General features: G+C 58.9%; 9 protein-coding genes, 2 tRNA genes and 3 rRNA genes. 10 read left to right on the forward strand and 4 right to left on the reverse strand.

The genetic code is table 11. The features are described 5' to 3' along the window. Positions 1-7: 7 nt before the first annotated feature. Positions 8-865, forward strand: a complete 858-nt coding sequence (locus P0Y58_08295) for an HlyD family secretion protein (protein WEK32189.1) — start codon at positions 8-10, stop codon at positions 863-865. Positions 866-900: 35 nt separating this feature from the next. On the opposite strand, the gene P0Y58_08300 is transcribed toward P0Y58_08295, so the two are convergent. Next, positions 901-1,659 (reverse strand): SDR family oxidoreductase, encoded by a 759-nt coding sequence (locus P0Y58_08300; protein WEK32190.1) that lies wholly within the window; start codon positions 1,657-1,659, stop codon positions 901-903. 111 nt (positions 1,660-1,770) lie between these two features. Between P0Y58_08300 and P0Y58_08305 the strand changes: the two genes are divergently transcribed. Beyond that, positions 1,771-2,688 (forward strand): LysR family transcriptional regulator, encoded by a 918-nt coding sequence (locus P0Y58_08305; protein ID WEK32191.1) that lies wholly within the window; start codon positions 1,771-1,773, stop codon positions 2,686-2,688. Positions 2,689-2,848: 160 nt separating this feature from the next. Beyond that, the gene (locus P0Y58_08310; GenBank protein ID WEK32192.1) at positions 2,849-3,178 is read left to right on the forward strand and encodes a DUF2025 family protein; all 330 of its coding nucleotides are present in this window, start codon (positions 2,849-2,851) and stop codon (positions 3,176-3,178) included. A 122-nt stretch (positions 3,179-3,300) separates the two neighbouring features. On the opposite strand, the gene P0Y58_08315 is transcribed toward P0Y58_08310, so the two are convergent. Together P0Y58_08315 and P0Y58_08320 are read right to left on the reverse strand one after the other, a co-directional pair. Next, entirely contained in the window at positions 3,301-5,886 is a 2,586-nt protein-coding gene (locus P0Y58_08315) for an EAL domain-containing protein (protein WEK32193.1), read from the reverse strand. Positions 5,887-5,937: 51 nt separating this feature from the next. After that, positions 5,938-7,011 carry a diguanylate cyclase gene (locus P0Y58_08320; GenBank protein WEK33292.1) on the reverse strand — a complete coding sequence of 358 codons (1,074 nt, stop codon included), beginning with the start codon at positions 7,009-7,011 and terminating at the stop codon, positions 5,938-5,940. A gap of 130 nt (positions 7,012-7,141) precedes the next feature. Here P0Y58_08320 and P0Y58_08325 point away from each other — a divergent pair, with 130 nt between their 5' ends. Then, complete coding sequence (locus tag P0Y58_08325) at positions 7,142-8,233, forward strand: MBL fold metallo-hydrolase (protein ID WEK32194.1); 1,092 nt, start codon at positions 7,142-7,144, stop codon at positions 8,231-8,233. 3 nt (positions 8,234-8,236) lie between these two features. Here P0Y58_08325 and P0Y58_08330 read toward each other — a convergent pair whose 3' ends face one another. After that, positions 8,237-9,133 (reverse strand): formate/nitrite transporter family protein, encoded by an 897-nt coding sequence (locus P0Y58_08330; GenBank protein WEK32195.1) that lies wholly within the window; start codon positions 9,131-9,133, stop codon positions 8,237-8,239. 456 nt (positions 9,134-9,589) lie between these two features. Between P0Y58_08330 and P0Y58_08335 the strand changes: the two genes are divergently transcribed. The 6 genes from P0Y58_08335 to P0Y58_08360 all read left to right on the forward strand — a co-directional run bounded on the left by P0Y58_08335 (position 9,590) and on the right by P0Y58_08360 (position 16,644). Beyond that, positions 9,590-11,126, forward strand: a 16S ribosomal RNA gene (locus P0Y58_08335). A 79-nt stretch (positions 11,127-11,205) separates the two neighbouring features. After that, positions 11,206-11,282: transfer RNA gene (locus P0Y58_08340), tRNA-Ile, on the forward strand. Positions 11,283-11,288: 6 nt separating this feature from the next. After that, positions 11,289-11,364, forward strand: a tRNA-Ala gene (locus P0Y58_08345). Positions 11,365-11,610: 246 nt separating this feature from the next. Further along, positions 11,611-14,503, forward strand: a 23S ribosomal RNA gene (locus tag P0Y58_08350). A gap of 151 nt (positions 14,504-14,654) precedes the next feature. Next, positions 14,655-14,770, forward strand: a 5S ribosomal RNA gene (gene rrf / locus P0Y58_08355). Together the 16S, 23S and 5S rRNA genes with 2 tRNA genes alongside form the textbook arrangement of a ribosomal RNA operon. Positions 14,771-15,000: 230 nt before the next feature. Further along, positions 15,001-16,644: an acetolactate synthase large subunit gene (locus P0Y58_08360; protein WEK33293.1), complete on the forward strand. Its 1,644-nt coding sequence runs from the start codon at positions 15,001-15,003 to the stop codon at positions 16,642-16,644. The last annotated feature ends 52 nt before the right edge of the window (positions 16,645-16,696 follow it).

The following is a 16,696-nucleotide window of genomic DNA, read 5'->3' on the forward strand; positions in this document are numbered from 1 at the left end:
TGTTTCGATGCGTGCGGCCGTACGTACCCTGGTGACGCTGTGTGTGGTGGCTCTGGCCGTGTTGGCCGGCTACCAGCTGTGGCAGTACTACATGCTTACACCCTGGACCCGCGACGCCCGTGTGCGTGCCGATGTGGTGGTGATCGCCCCGGACGTGTCCGGCTGGGTGCGTGAGCTCAAGGCCCGTGATAACCAGCAGGTCAAGGCTGGCGACTTGTTGATGAGCATCGACCGCGAGCGCTTTCAGGCGGCCTTCGACCAGGCCAGCGCGGTGACTGATACCCGCGCCCAGCAACTGCGCTTGCGCGAGCGCGAAGCAGCCCGGCGTACTGCCCTGGGGCCAGAGGCGATCAGTGCCGAGTTGCGTGAAAACGCCCAGATCAATGCCGCCATCGCGCGCGGCGAACTGCATGAGGCCGAAGCGCAGTTGCAGGTTGCCAAGATCAACCTCGCGCGCAGTGAAGTGCGGGCACCGCGCAGCGGGCATATCACCAACTTGCGTCTGGCCGAGGGCAACTATGTGAACACCGGGCAATCGGTAATGGCCCTGGTGGATGATTCAACCTTCTATATCCAGGCCTACTTCGAGGAAACCAAGCTGCCGAGTATTCGCGTCGGGGACACGGTGAAAGTCTGGTTGATGGGCGCGGGTGAGCCGATGCAAGGGCATGTGGAGAGCATCAGCCGCGGCATCACCGACCGCAACAGCAACCCGGACAGCCAGTTGCTGCCGGAGGTGGAGCCGACCTTCAACTGGGTGCGGCTGGCCCAGCGCATACCGGTGAGGATTCGTCTGGATCAGGTGCCGGAAGGAGTGACCCTGAGCGCCGGGATGACCGCCAGCGTGCAGGTGCATGAGCAGTGATGCCGGGGCCACAACGTGGCCCCAAAATCTTGGATCTAGAGGAACATCCCGCCAGAAACCTCCAGCCGCTGCCCGGTGATCCAGCCATTGCCGTCTTCCAGCAACAGCGCAATCGCCGCCCCGATATCATCCGGCAAGCCCACTCGCCCCAGCGCCGTGTTGCCGGCAATGTACTCATTCACCTGCTGGTTATCCCGCACCACACCGCCCCCAAAGTCGGTCTCGATCGCCCCTGGCGCCAGAATGTTCACGCGAATGCCACGCGCGCCCAGTTCCTTGGCCTGGTAGCGGGTGAGCACCTCCATGGCACCCTTCATCGCGGCATAGGCGGCATACCCCGGCAGCGCAAAGCGCGCCAGGCCGGTGGAAATGTTGACGATGCGGCCATTGTCGACCAACAGCGGCAGCAGGCGCTGGGTGAGGAAAAACGGCCCTTTCAGCTGGATGTTCAGCAACTGGTCGAACTGCGCCTCGCTGGTTTCTGTATACGGCACGTTCAGCCCGATCCCGGCATTGTTCACCAGAAAGTCAAAACGTTCGCGGCCAAAGTGCTGCTGCAGGGTGGTGCCCAGGCGCTCGGCGAAGCTGGCAAAACTGCTGCTGTCGCTGACGTCCAGTTGCAGCATGGCCGCTTTGACCCCGGCCTGTTCCAGTCGGGCGACTACGGCTTGGGCCTCGTCCGCCTTGCTGTGGTAAGTACCGACTACATCAATACCGCGTGCGGCCAGGTGTTCGGCAGCATTACGGCCGAGGCCGCGGCTGGCGCCAGTGATCAGGGCAATTTTGCGGGTCATGGTGAAAACCTCTGGGTGGGTTGATGAAGGCAGGTTATTGGTCGTTCCGAGGCTGTTAAATCCTGCAAAAATGGAAATACTGTTCGCTAAAACCGGACAGTCGAGGCCTGAGTGAACAAATTGGAGTTGTTGCGCACCTTCGTGCGGGTCAGTGAAGTCAGCAGTTTTACCCTGGCTGCCGAGAGCCTGGGGCTGCCACGGTCGACCGTGTCAGAGCAGGTAAAGGCGCTGGAGCGCCTGCTGGGCACGCAGTTGTTCAACCGGACTACCCGCCGGGTCCAGGCGACCCAGGATGGCGCCTTGCTTTACGAGCGTAGCAAGGACCTGCTGTCCGGCATGGACGAGATCGAGAGCCTGTTCAGCGCCGACGATGCCGAACTGGCCGGTCGCCTGCGTATCGACCTGCCGACCATGATGGCCCGGCGGGTCATCATCCCGGCGTTGCCGCAGTTTCTGCAGCGTTTCCCACAGCTGGAAGTAGAGCTCAGTTGCACCGACCGCCAGGTCGATCTGCTGCGTGAAGGGTTTGACTGCGTGATGCGCATTGGTGCCCTGCAGGACCTGGATGTAGTAGCGCGACCCGTCGGGCAACTGAGCATGCGCAACTGTGCCAGCCCCGCCTACCTGGCCCGCTACGGCGTGCCGCAGACGCCGCAGGCATTGGCCGGGCACCAGCTGGTGCACTACGTGCGTACCCTGGGTGCGCGCAGCGCCGGGTTCGAATACCTGCAAGGAGGTGAGCTGCACTCTCAGGCCATGGCGGGTGTGGTCACGGTCAACAACGCCGAGGCCTACTCGGCGGCCTGCCTGGCCGGGCTGGGGTTGATCCAGGTACCGGCGGTGGGTGTGGCCGAGCACCTGCAGCGAGGCGAGCTGGTTTCACTGCTGGAAAGCTGGCAGGCCCCGGCGATGCCGGTGTCACTGCTGTATGCCCGGCAACGGCACGTGCCACGCCGGGTTCAGGCATTCATGCAGTGGCTGGCGGCGGTGCTGGCGTCGCAGGTCGACCCCGCGGCAAGTGAACCCTGAACAGGATGTCGGCCGCAGGTGCAGAGGTGTCGGGCACGCACGAAAAACCTTGGCGAACGGCCTGCCACTTGCGTTAGGCTGCCCCTTGCGAGTTGCCCGACAGAGGCGACCGACCCCCGCCAGGCGTGCGTATCTTCCGATTTCATTGCGAGGTTACGTCATGGCCATCACTTCACAGGACATTTGCAACGCCGCCGACCAGCTCAAGGGCTTTGTCGGTTTTCATGGCAAGCGCGGCGTGCATATCGTGCGCTTTTCCGAGGACGCGTTCGGTATGGACGTGGCCGACGACAGCATTATCCCCTGTAACGAATTTGTCTGGCGCCCCGAGCAAGGGCAGCGCATGGCGCTGTGCCGTGAGCGGCTCGCGTTGCTGCTGGATCAGCATGTGGATGACCGCCTGAATATTGCTGAGCCACTGCGCGCCTACCTGCGCCGCCAAGACCTGCCAGAGATCGTGGCAGAGCGCAGCGTGCAGCAGCCTTGTTAACGTTTCACATACCCAAGCGGTCCCTGTGGGAGCGGGTTTACCCGCGAAGAATCCAACTCGTTTATGGCACCGGCTTCGCCGGTGTTCGCGGGTGAACCCGCTCCCACAGGGGCCGTGACGCTTTACTGGGATTGTACGGTGCCTTGAGAGGGGCGCTGCAACAACGCCGCCAGCCCTGCACTGTCCAGCGGACGGCTCATGTAATAGCCCTGCACCTCATGGCAGCGGTCGTTCTCCAGCGCCTTGAGCTGCTGTTCGCTTTCTACCCCCTCGGCCGTCACCGTCAACCCCATCGCCTCCCCCAGGTTGATGATGGCCTGAACCACGGCGCGGTCGCTGCCGCCGTTGCTGTTCAGGCCACTTATGAAGCGCTTGTCGATCTTGATACTGTCGAACGGGTAAGTACGCAGGTAGCCCAGCGACGAGTAGCCGGTGCCGAAATCGTCCATGTTCAGGCGCACCCCTAGCTCTTTGAGCGACAGCATGGTGCCTAGCGCGCCCTCGATGTCGTTGAGCATCACGTTCTCGGTAATTTCCAGCTCCAGGCGCTGGGCCGGGAAGGCGGTTTCCAGCAGGATCTCGCGCACGTCGGCGACTACGTCGCTACGCAGGAACTGGGCAGGCGACAGGTTCACCGAAACCAGAATGTCTGCGGGCCAGTCTTGGGCAGTGCGGCAGGCTTCGCGCAGCACCCAGCGGCCCAGTGCGACGATGATGTCGCTCTGCTCGGCGAGCGGAATGAAGATGTCCGGCCCCAGCAACCCTTCCTGTGGGTGCTGCCAGCGCAGCAAGGCTTCGACCGCGACGATGCGCAGGTCGCCAAGGCGGTAGCGCGGCTGGTAATGCAGTTCGAACTCCTGGTTGCGCAGGGCCCGGCGCAAGTCGTTTTCCAACTGGCGGCGGTACTGGATCTGCTGGTTCATTTCGGCGGCAAAGTAGCGCCAGGTGTTCTTGCCATCGGCCTTGGCCTGGTACAGGGCGATGTCTGCGCAGCGGATCAGCTCGCCGGCATCGAACCCTTGGGTTCGGGTCTGGGCGACGCCGATACTGACGCCGATGTGCAGCGGTTGGCTGTCGAAGGCGATGGGTTGCTGCAACAGGCCGATCAGCCGTGCGCAGAAGCGGTCGACTTCGCTGCGGTTGTCCATGCCGCTGAGGACCAGAATGAACTCGTCGCCGCCCAGACGTGCAACCAGGTCGCCATCGCGGGTTGTGTCGCGCAGGCGCGTCGCCACTTCTTGCAGCACGGCATCCCCGGCCGCATGGCCGAGGGAGTCATTGATTGGTTTGAAGTTGTCAAGGTCCAGCAGCAGCAGGGTCAGTGGCGGCGAGTCACTGCCACGCAGCAGGGCCTGCTCCAGGTGCCTGGCGAGCTTGTTGCGGTTTGCCAGCCCGGTGAGTGGGTCGTGCAGCGACAGGTGCTGGATGCGCGCGTGGGCGTCGACTTCGTCGGTGATGTCGCTGGCGGTGCCACGAAAGCCGATAGGCTGGTCGTCATGCCAGATGGCGCGGGCCGAGATCCTGCAGTAGCGGTTCTGGCCATTCTGGTCGCGGTAAGTGCAACGCAGGTTGGCCAATTGTTGCGGGTCGGCGTTGGCGAGGGCGTCCAGCCAGGGCGAGAGCGGCGTGGTATCGCAGGCCAGCAACTGGTTGAGCGGGTGACCCAGCCAGTCGTCGACCGGGTAGCCGGTGACATTGGCAAAGCGCTGGGACAGGTACGTCAGGCGTTGTTGCCGGTCGGTTTCCCAGATCCAGTCGGAGGCTGACTCGGCCACCGCGCGAAAACGCTGCTCGCTGGCCTCCAGGGCCTGGTTGCTCTGCTGCAGGTGCGAAAGCGTAAGGCCGATCGCCCGCGAACTGCGCAAGGTGAGGCGGAACAGGTACAGCATGATCAGGCCAAGTATCAGCAGCGCGCTCAACAGGGCTGGCATTACTGCCCACAACAGTTGGTGCCCTGGCAGCGGGCTGCTCCAGGACAGGTGGTAGCCGGTATTGCCCAGGTCGATACGCAGGTGGTCATGCTGCTGCCTGTCCTCCTTTTCCACGTGCATGCCGGTCAGACCTGCACCGTTGCCCAGCTGCGCCAGTTTCTCTTCGGTAAGCTGGTCGACGAACAGCATCACTGGCGCCTGGCTTACCTCGCTGTCGGTGACGTCGCGGTCCGGGCGTATCGCAGCGGCGCTGAGAACGGCCGGCCAGCCATTGAAGAGCACGAAACGGGTAATCTGCTCGCGGGGAATTGCCGCCGCGCGGGCCTGGTCTATGATCGGCTGGAGTGTTGCGTCTATATATGTGTTGGCGCCTGCCTGGCTGGGCTGGCCTTTGAACAAGGCATAGGTGGTGCGATCGTTTTCCACCACGAACACCCCTTCGTAGCCGCTGGCGCTGTAAAGCGACTCGCCTACGTTCTTTTCCTCATAGGCCCATTGCCAGTCGGTGTGGCCCACCAGGTGCTCGAAGGCCGCATCCCATACGGCATAGCTGGACAGGAACTGGCGCGAGGCCAGCACCCGCTGTTCCAGCGCCTGGTTCGCATGAAAGGCGCTACGCTGGCGCTCTTGCTGGTCGAGCGTGGTCGCGATATTGAACAGCGCTCCGAGGGTGACCAGGCAGGCCAGCCCGAAAACAGCGCTGAAACCGGCAATCAGGTGGCGCACCTGAAAACGCGGCGTGGGGTTTGCGGGTGGAAGGTTGGCGGTCCTGGCCATGCGCGAGCGGCTCCTTCAAGCAGCCTTCCGCCGGAAAGTCAGGCAGGAGGTTCAATCAGGATAGGCCAGCCTGAGCGTCGTAGCCTCGCCGCGGGCAAAATTGACCTGGTCACGGCCTGCGTGCTTGGCGGTGTACAGCGCCTTGTCCGCTTGTTCCAGCCAGTGCTCCGGGGAATCCAGCCCAGCCTCGAACGCTGACAGGCCAATGCTGAGGCTGATGCGCAGGTGCGGTAACTGCGGGTTGCGGTAATTGGCAACCCGTTCGCGCAGGCGCTCCATGGCTTGGCAGGCGTTAGCTTCAGTGGTGTCCGGCAGAATGACGCAGAACTCGTCGCCGCCATAGCGCCCGGCCTGGTCGCCTTCGCGCAGGTTGCGCCGTAGCTCGGCACTGAGCTGGCGCAGTACACAATCGCCGACCACGTGGCCGAAGGTGTCGTTGATGGTCTTGAAATGGTCGATGTCGATCAGGGCGATGACCGCGTCTCCCTGTTGCTGCTTACAGGCCTGGAACTTCAGCAACAGCAGGTCTTTCCAGGCACCATGGTTGAGCAGCCCGGTCAGGCTGTCGGTGAGGCTCAGGGCGCTCAGCCGGCGCTTGTGGTCTGCCAGCTTGATCGCCAGCTGGTAGCACACCCAGCCCAGGGCCAGCGGGTACAGCGTCAGCATCGGCAGGCAGGCATAAATTTGCAGGGGGGTGGCATTCAGCTGCAGGCCGGGGCCCAGCACCAAGACGGCGATCAGCATGCCGGCCAGCTGGGCCAGTGCCCCGCGCACGACCAGCCGCCTGCCGCCGGCAGAAACGTTGTTCATGGCCATCATCGACAGCACCGTCACGCTGGGCAACGGGTTGAAGTGCATAGCGGCGGTCCAGAACCCGCCCATCATTGAATCTAGCAGCAAATTGCGCTGTTCTGCCTGGTACGGGGTTGCCGAGCGGGCAGCCCAGAAGTAGGCCACGTGCGGCCACAGCAGCCCGTTGAACAGCAGCAGCCCCCATACCCAGGCAGGTGGCGTCAGCGGAGCCACGCCAGCCATGACGCTGAGCAGACCGATGCCCAGGCCGATAATGCGCGGCAAATAGATGCGCTTGACGAATGAAAGGCCTTTGCCGCTGCGGTTGTCCATCATGCTCATCGTTCTTCTACCGGGGTGCCGTTTATCGCATAACTCACATGAATATTGTTGAACACTGTTTCATCGGCGAAAAATGACCTTACAAGCCAATTCACGGTTGATGCGATCACTGTGGGGTAACATGAAGCCTTTCCTGTTGCTTGGAGTATTGCTGATGGTCCCCTTGGCCAACCATGCCGGCGAGCCGGCACCACAGCAGGATGGGCGTTTCCACAATCAGGCGTTGCTGCCCCACGATGGCGTGTTGAAAAAGCTGCGTATCGGGCTCAAGTACCTGTTCCTGCGCAAACCGCCACAAACCCGGCCGGCCGCACCGATCAGCCTCCAGCCCATGACCCGCCAGCAGGTGCTCGATGCTCCGGACCACAGCTTGTGGCGCCTGGGCCATTCCACGGTATTGCTGAAGTTGCGTGGGCGCTTCTTCATTACCGACCCGGTCTTCGCCGAGCGCGCCTCACCCGTGCAGTGGGCCGGCCCGTTGCGCTTCCATGCGCCGCCGCTGGCACTGGACCAGTTGCCGCCCCTGGCTGCGGTAGTGCTGTCGCACGATCACTTCGACCACCTGGACGAGCAGGCGATTCGTCAGTTGGCACCGCGCACCGGGGTGTTCCTGACGCCACTGGGCGTGGGTGACCTGCTGCTGAGCTGGGGTGTGGCCCCGGCGAAGGTGCGGCAACTGGACTGGTGGCAGGAAAGCGTCGTTGACGGCGTGCGCTTTGTAGCCACACCGGCCCAGCACTTCTCCGGGCGTGGGCTGCTGGACAGCAATAGGACGTTATGGGCGTCCTGGGTGATCGTCGATGAGGATGTGCGGGTGTTCTTCAGTGGCGATACCGGGTACTTCGACGGTTTCAGGGAGATAGGCGAGCGTTTCGGGCCGTTCGATCTGACCCTGATTGAAACCGGCGCATACAACGTCGCCTGGCCCGATGTGCACATGCAGCCGGAACAGAGCCTGCAGGCCCATCTGGATTTGCGCGGGCGCTGGATGCTGCCGATACACAACGGCACTTTCGACCTGTCCACACACGGCTGGCAGGAGCCCTTCGAACGCATCCTGGCGCTGGCCAACCAGGCTCAGGTGCGCCTGAGCACGCCGCAGATGGGCGAGCGGGTCAGCCTTGATTCTCCGCATGCCGGGCAGAACTGGTGGCAGCCGCGGCCTGTGCGTCCGCGGGGCCAGGCGAACGAACGCACCATGGCGGCACGCTGAGCATCAATGTTTGTCGTCCCTGTTGGGCGGGGGCCGGACAGGATCGTCTTTCAACAATTGCGAGGGCGGCTTGCCGCTGTCACTGCGTACCTGAGCATGGCTGATCAGGGCGAAGATGAAGCTGCCGCCAATGATGTTGCCCGCCAAGGTCGGCAAGGCGAACTCCAGCCAGAAGCTGCGCCAGGTCTCATCACCTGCCCAGACCAGATAAGACACCTCGACTGACCCCACTACTATATGAGTAAAGTCGCCCAGGGCCATCAGGTAGGTGATCATAAGGATGATCCAGACCTTGGCGTGCTCCATGGACGGAATCATCCAGACCATGGTGGCAATCATCCAGCCCGAGACGATGCCCTTGGCGAACATCTGGCTGACGTCGTTCTTCATCACCTTGCGGCCGATCTCCAGAAAGGCAACATCCGTTTTGCTGTCGAAGATCGGCAGCTCCAGCATGACCCAGGCCACCAGCAAGGTACCGGCCAGGTTGCCGAGCAATACCACGCCCCACAGGCGCAACAGGCGACCGAAGTTGGCCAGGGTGGGGGAGGTCATGACTGGCAGCACGGCGGTGAGGGTGTTCTCGGTGAACAACTGCTGACGTGCCAGGATTACGGCGAGAAAACCGGCACTGTAGCCGATGCTGGCAACCACTTGGGCACTGTCACCGTCCGGCAGGCGCGCGTAGAACAGCCCCATGGCCATCAGCGAGAGCCCCATGGACAAGCCCGCGGCCAGTGCCGACCACCACAGTGCGGCCAGCGTTCGCTCCAGCTCCTGGTCGCCCTGAGAGCGAATGATCTCGTGCAGCACTGCCGCCCGCGGCGGCTGGTTGTGGCTGACTTCCTGCTCTTCATCTGCAGACAGGCCCGGGGTTTTCTCGCTTTGCGCATCGCTCATGGCCGCTACGCTCTGTGGGGGTGATTCATTACAGATCCGCTGCGCTTTCATTAGTTGCCTGATGGCAGCCGACACATTCGGAAAGTTTTTTAGATCAAGGTGTTGACTCTAATTTCAAAGCGCGTATTATTCGCCTCCTCGCAGCGACAAACGCTTCGGGGCAAGCGGTAAGTGTTTGAAGTTGTTAGCTTTCGAAAGGAAGCGGTGGTAAAAAACTTCAAAATAAACGCTTGACAGCAAATGAGGAAAGCGTAGTATGCGCACCTCGGTTGAGACGAAAGGATCTTAACCAAACGCTCTTTAACAAATTGAATCAAGCAATTCGTGTGGGTGCTTGTGAGTATGGACTGATAGTCAAAAAGATTATCAGCATCACAAGTGACCATGCGAGAAATCACATAGTCATTTGAGATTGCTGAGCCAAGTTTAGGGTTTCTTAAAAACCCAAGCAGTATTGAACTGAAGAGTTTGATCATGGCTCAGATTGAACGCTGGCGGCAGGCCTAACACATGCAAGTCGAGCGGATGAGAAGAGCTTGCTCTTCGATTCAGCGGCGGACGGGTGAGTAATGCCTAGGAATCTGCCTGATAGTGGGGGACAACGTTTCGAAAGGAACGCTAATACCGCATACGTCCTACGGGAGAAAGCAGGGGACCTTCGGGCCTTGCGCTATCAGATGAGCCTAGGTCGGATTAGCTAGTTGGTGAGGTAATGGCTCACCAAGGCGACGATCCGTAACTGGTCTGAGAGGATGATCAGTCACACTGGAACTGAGACACGGTCCAGACTCCTACGGGAGGCAGCAGTGGGGAATATTGGACAATGGGCGAAAGCCTGATCCAGCCATGCCGCGTGTGTGAAGAAGGTCTTCGGATTGTAAAGCACTTTAAGTTGGGAGGAAGGGCATTAACCTAATACGTTAGTGTTTTGACGTTACCGACAGAATAAGCACCGGCTAACTCTGTGCCAGCAGCCGCGGTAATACAGAGGGTGCAAGCGTTAATCGGAATTACTGGGCGTAAAGCGCGCGTAGGTGGTTTGTTAAGTTGAATGTGAAAGCCCCGGGCTCAACCTGGGAACTGCATCCAAAACTGGCAAGCTAGAGTACGGTAGAGGGTGGTGGAATTTCCTGTGTAGCGGTGAAATGCGTAGATATAGGAAGGAACACCAGTGGCGAAGGCGACCACCTGGACTGATACTGACACTGAGGTGCGAAAGCGTGGGGAGCAAACAGGATTAGATACCCTGGTAGTCCACGCCGTAAACGATGTCAACTAGCCGTTGGAATCCTTGAGATTTTAGTGGCGCAGCTAACGCATTAAGTTGACCGCCTGGGGAGTACGGCCGCAAGGTTAAAACTCAAATGAATTGACGGGGGCCCGCACAAGCGGTGGAGCATGTGGTTTAATTCGAAGCAACGCGAAGAACCTTACCAGGCCTTGACATGCAGAGAACTTTCCAGAGATGGATTGGTGCCTTCGGGAACTCTGACACAGGTGCTGCATGGCTGTCGTCAGCTCGTGTCGTGAGATGTTGGGTTAAGTCCCGTAACGAGCGCAACCCTTGTCCTTAGTTACCAGCACGTTATGGTGGGCACTCTAAGGAGACTGCCGGTGACAAACCGGAGGAAGGTGGGGATGACGTCAAGTCATCATGGCCCTTACGGCCTGGGCTACACACGTGCTACAATGGTCGGTACAGAGGGTTGCCAAGCCGCGAGGTGGAGCTAATCTCACAAAACCGATCGTAGTCCGGATCGCAGTCTGCAACTCGACTGCGTGAAGTCGGAATCGCTAGTAATCGCGAATCAGAATGTCGCGGTGAATACGTTCCCGGGCCTTGTACACACCGCCCGTCACACCATGGGAGTGGGTTGCACCAGAAGTAGCTAGTCTAACCTTCGGGAGGACGGTTACCACGGTGTGATTCATGACTGGGGTGAAGTCGTAACAAGGTAGCCGTAGGGGAACCTGCGGCTGGATCACCTCCTTAATCGACGACATCAGCCTGCTGATGAGCACCCACACGAATTGCTTGATTCAAGAAGTTGAAGACGATCAAGACCCTATATAGGTCTGTAGCTCAGTTGGTTAGAGCGCACCCCTGATAAGGGTGAGGTCGGCAGTTCAAATCTGCCCAGACCTACCAATATGCGGGGCCATAGCTCAGCTGGGAGAGCGCCTGCCTTGCACGCAGGAGGTCAGCGGTTCGATCCCGCTTGGCTCCACCACTTTCTGCGGTAACACGTTTAGCTTGATCAAACTCAGAAATGAGCATTCGCTTCGAATGTTGATTTCTGACTTTTGTCAGATCGTTCTTTAAAAATTCGGATATGTGATAGAAATAGACTGACATGCACTTTCACTGGTGTGTGATCAGGCTAAGGTAAAATTTGTGAGTTCTGCTCGAAAGAGCAACGTGCGAATTTTCGGCGAATGTCGTCTTCACAGTATAACCAGATTGCTTGGGGTTATATGGTCAAGTGAAGAAGCGCATACGGTGGATGCCTTGGCAGTCAGAGGCGATGAAAGACGTGGTAGCCTGCGATAAGCTTTGGGGAGTCGGCAAACAGACTGTGATCCAGAGATCTCTGAATGGGGGAACCCAGCCAGCATAAGCTGGTTATCTTGTACTGAATACATAGGTGCAAGAGGCGAACCAGGGGAACTGAAACATCTAAGTACCCTGAGGAAAAGAAATCAACCGAGATTCCCTTAGTAGTGGCGAGCGAACGGGGACCAGCCCTTAAGTTGGTTTGAGATTAGTGGAAGGCTCTGGAAAGTGCCGCCATAGTGGGTGATAGCCCCGTACACGAAAATCTCTTGTCAATGAAATCGAGTAGGACGGAGCACGAGAAACTTTGTCTGAATATGGGGGGACCATCCTCCAAGGCTAAATACTACTGACTGACCGATAGTGAACTAGTACCGTGAGGGAAAGGCGAAAAGAACCCCGGAGAGGGGAGTGAAATAGATCCTGAAACCGTATGCGTACAAGCAGTGGGAGCCTACTTTGTTAGGTGACTGCGTACCTTTTGTATAATGGGTCAGCGACTTATATTCAGTGGCGAGCTTAACCGAATAGGGGAGGCGTAGCGAAAGCGAGTGTTAATAGCGCGTTTAGTCGCTGGGTATAGACCCGAAACCGGGCGATCTATCCATGGGCAGGTTGAAGGTTGGGTAACACTAACTGGAGGACCGAACCGACTACCGTTGAAAAGTTAGCGGATGACCTGTGGATCGGAGTGAAAGGCTAATCAAGCTCGGAGATAGCTGGTTCTCCTCGAAAGCTATTTAGGTAGCGCCTCATGTATCACTGTAGGGGGTAGAGCACTGTTTCGGCTAGGGGGTCATCCCGACTTACCAAACCGATGCAAACTCCGAATACCTACAAGTGCCGAGCATGGGAGACACACGGCGGGTGCTAACGTCCGTCGTGAAAAGGGAAACAACCCAGACCGTCAGCTAAGGTCCCAAAGTCATGGTTAAGTGGGAAACGATGTGGGAAGGCTTAGACAGCTAGGAGGTTGGCTTAGAAGCAGCCACCCTTTAAAGAAAGCGTAATAGCTCACTAGTCGAGTCGGCCTGCGCGGAAGATGTAACGGGGCTCAAACCATGCACCGAAGCTACGGGTATCATCTTATGATGATGCGGTAGAGGAGCGTTCTGTAAGCCTGTGAAGGTGAGTTGAGAAGCTTGCTGGAGGTATCAGAAGTGCGAATGCTGACATGAGTAACGACAATGGGAGTGAAAAACTCCCACGCCGAAAGACCAAGGTTTCCTGCGCAACGTTAATCGACGCAGGGTTAGTCGGTCCCTAAGGCGAGGCTGAAAAGCGTAGTCGATGGAAAACAGGTTAATATTCCTGTACTTCCAGTTATTGCGATGGAGGGACGGAGAAGGTTAGGCCAGCCTGGCGTTGGTTGTCCAGGTTTAAGGTGGTAGGCTGGAATCTTAGGCAAATCCGGGATTTCAAGGCCGAGAGCTGATGACGAGTTGCCATTAGGCGACGAAGTGGTTGATACCATGCTTCCAAGAAAAGCTCCTAAGCTTCAGATAACTGGGAACCGTACCCCAAACCGACACAGGTGGTTAGGTAGAGAATACCAAGGCGCTTGAGAGAACTCGGGTGAAGGAACTAGGCAAAATGGCACCGTAACTTCGGGAGAAGGTGCGCCGGCGAAGGTGAAGGACTTGCTCCGTAAGCTTATGCCGGTCGAAGATACCAGGCCGCTGCGACTGTTTATTAAAAACACAGCACTCTGCAAACACGAAAGTGGACGTATAGGGTGTGACGCCTGCCCGGTGCCGGAAGGTTAATTGATGGGGTTAGCGCAAGCGAAGCTCTTGATCGAAGCCCCGGTAAACGGCGGCCGTAACTATAACGGTCCTAAGGTAGCGAAATTCCTTGTCGGGTAAGTTCCGACCTGCACGAATGGCGTAACGATGGCGGCGCTGTCTCCACCCGAGACTCAGTGAAATTGAAATCGCTGTGAAGATGCAGTGTATCCGCGGCTAGACGGAAAGACCCCGTGAACCTTTACTATAGCTTTGCACTGGACTTTGAATTTGCTTGTGTAGGATAGGTGGGAGGCTTTGAAGTGGGGACGCCAGTTCTCATGGAGCCATCCTTGAAATACCACCCTGGCAACTTTGAGGTTCTAACTCAGGTCCGTTATCCGGATCGAGGACAGTGTATGGTGGGTAGTTTGACTGGGGCGGTCTCCTCCCAAAGAGTAACGGAGGAGTACGAAGGTGCGCTCAGACCGGTCGGAAATCGGTCGTAGAGTATAAAGGCAAAAGCGCGCTTGACTGCGAGACACACACGTCGAGCAGGTACGAAAGTAGGTCTTAGTGATCCGGTGGTTCTGTATGGAAGGGCCATCGCTCAACGGATAAAAGGTACTCCGGGGATAACAGGCTGATACCGCCCAAGAGTTCATATCGACGGCGGTGTTTGGCACCTCGATGTCGGCTCATCACATCCTGGGGCTGAAGCCGGTCCCAAGGGTATGGCTGTTCGCCATTTAAAGTGGTACGCGAGCTGGGTTTAGAACGTCGTGAGACAGTTCGGTCCCTATCTGCCGTGGACGTTTGAGATTTGAGAGGGGCTGCTCCTAGTACGAGAGGACCGGAGTGGACGAACCTCTGGTGTTCCGGTTGTCACGCCAGTGGCATTGCCGGGTAGCTATGTTCGGAAGAGATAACCGCTGAAAGCATCTAAGCGGGAAACTTGCCTCAAGATGAGATCTCACTGGGATCTAGAATCCCCTGAAGGGCCGTCGAAGACTACGACGTTGATAGGTTGGGTGTGTAAGCGCTGTGAGGCGTTGAGCTAACCAATACTAATTGCCCGTGAGGCTTGACCATATAACACCCAAGCAATTTGTGCAGGCCTCTGAACAAGAAGCGCCAAATTGTGGTGGTGAAGACGAAAGAACCGAAAGTTCGAACGTACCCACAAATATCACATATCCGGATTCGCTGGGCTGTCCATCTGGACATTCTGGCTACAGAATTTCTTGACGACCATAGAGCATTGGAACCACCTGATCCCATCCCGAACTCAGTAGTGAAACGATGCATCGCCGATGGTAGTGTGGGGTTTCCCCATGTGAGAGTAGGTCATCGTCAAGATTCATTTCGCAAAACCCCTATCTGCGCATGCAGGTAGGGGTTTTGTCTTTCTCGCGCCTTTGTCCCCTGACTACGACAATATTCCCGTCACATTAACGTGACTTTACCGCATCCCCCCTACGTCAAGACTTAGGTTCAGGGCATTCCTGCCCCTGGACCTGGCGATGCCAGCGTACCGTGCTGCGCATTTCCGGACTTCCACCGTCCCATCACTTGAGGTAGCAAGCAAGATGGCCAAGGCCGCCGATGTCGTTGTGCAATGCCTGGAAAACGAAGGTGTCGAGTATGTATTCGGCATTCCCGGTGAAGAAAACCTCGACCTGCTCGAATCCCTGCGCAAGTCGAAGATCAAGCTGGTACTGACCCGTCACGAGCAGTCTGCAGGTTTCATGGCTGCCACCTACGGCCGCCTGACCGGCAAGACCGGCGTGAGCCTGTCGACCCTCGGCCCTGGCGCCACCAACCTGGTCACCGCCAGCGCCTACGCCTACCTGGGCGGCATGCCGATGATGATGATCACCGGCCAGAAGCCGATCAAGAAGTCCAAGCAGGGCCGCTTCCAGATCATCGACGTGTGCGGCATGATGGCCCCCATCACCAAGTACACCCACCAGTTTGCCTCGGCCGACAACATCCCGGCGCGAATGCGCGAAGCCTTCCGCCTGGCTGAAGAAGAAAAGCCGGGTGCGGTCCACCTGGAGCTGCCGGAAGACATCGCCGCCGAGCAGACCGACGCACTGCCGATTCCACGCAGCCTGCACCGCCGCCCATTGGCCGAGCATGTGGCCATCGAAGCCGCCCTGGAAAAACTGCAGAAGGCGCGCAGCCCGATCCTGGTGATCGGTGCCGGTGCCAACCGCAAGATGACCGCCAAGGTCCTCAAGCAGCTGATCGACAAGACGGGCATCCCGTTCATCACCACCCAGATGGGTAAAGGTGTGGTCGACGAGCGCCACCCACGCTTCCTGGGTAACGCAGCACTGTCGTCCGGTGACTTCGTCCACCGCGCCGTCGAAGCCGCTGACCTGATCATCAACATCGGCCACGACGTGATCGAGAAGCCGCCGTTCTTCATGGTCCGTGGCGGTACCGAAGTCATCCACATCAGCTTCCGCTCCGCCGAAGTCGATGCCGTGTACTTCCCGCAGGTCGAAGTGATCGGCGACATCGCCAACGCCGTGTGGCAGATCAGCGAAGCCCTGAACGACACCGCGCACTGGGACTTCACCCGCCTGCTGGCCATCCGTGAAGCCAACGAAGCGCAAATTGCCGAAGGCGCCGACGACAACCGCTTCCCGGTCTACCCGCAGCGCCTGGTGGCCGACATCCGTCGGGTACTGCCGTCCGAAGGCATCGTCGCTCTGGACAACGGCATCTACAAGATCTGGTTTGCCCGTAACTACAAGGCACACAAGCCGAACACCGTGCTGCTGGACAACGCCTTGGCGACCATGGGCGCCGGCCTGCCATCGGCCATGGCTGCGCACTTGGTACACCCGGACCGCCCGGTAATTTCGGTATGCGGTGACGGCGGCTTCATGATGAACAGCCAGGAGCTGGAAACGGCAGTGCGTCTGGGTATGCACATCACCGTGGTGATCCTGCGTGACGACGGCTACGGCATGATCCGCTGGAAGCAGGCCAACATGGGCTTCACCGATTTCGGCCTGGACTACGGCAACCCGGACTTCGTCAAGTACGCCGAAGCCTACGGTGCCAATGGTCACCGCGTTGAAAGCGCCGAAGGCCTGCTGCCGCTGCTGGAACACTGCATCAAGACCCCGGGCGTGCACGTGATCGACTGCCCGGTCGATTACAGCGAGAACGACCGCATCCTCAACAGCGAACTGCGTGAGCGCGCGCTGGCGGTGTAAGCCCCAAGGTACTGAGCCAGCCCCAAGGCTGGCTCCATTCCTCCAACGCCAT

Origin of the sequence: Candidatus Pseudomonas phytovorans (genome assembly GCA_029202525.1) — a bacterium.
GTDB classification, from domain to species: Bacteria; Pseudomonadota; Gammaproteobacteria; order Pseudomonadales; family Pseudomonadaceae; genus Aquipseudomonas; species Aquipseudomonas phytovorans.

Coding starts and splice junctions, on each gene's coding strand:
- P0Y58_08295 (WEK32189.1), top strand. CDS start 8: ATGCGTGCGGCCGTACGTACCCTGGTGACGCTGTGTGTGGTGGCTCTG.
- P0Y58_08300 (WEK32190.1), bottom strand. CDS start 1,659: ATGACCCGCAAAATTGCCCTGATCACTGGCGCCAGCCGCGGCCTCGGC.
- P0Y58_08310 (WEK32192.1), top strand. CDS start 2,849: ATGGCCATCACTTCACAGGACATTTGCAACGCCGCCGACCAGCTCAAG.
- P0Y58_08315 (WEK32193.1), bottom strand. CDS start 5,886: ATGGCCAGGACCGCCAACCTTCCACCCGCAAACCCCACGCCGCGTTTT.
- P0Y58_08320 (WEK33292.1), bottom strand. CDS start 7,011: ATGGACAACCGCAGCGGCAAAGGCCTTTCATTCGTCAAGCGCATCTAT.
- P0Y58_08325 (WEK32194.1), top strand. CDS start 7,142: ATGAAGCCTTTCCTGTTGCTTGGAGTATTGCTGATGGTCCCCTTGGCC.
- P0Y58_08330 (WEK32195.1), bottom strand. CDS start 9,133: ATGAGCGATGCGCAAAGCGAGAAAACCCCGGGCCTGTCTGCAGATGAA.
- P0Y58_08360 (WEK33293.1), top strand. CDS start 15,001: ATGGCCAAGGCCGCCGATGTCGTTGTGCAATGCCTGGAAAACGAAGGT.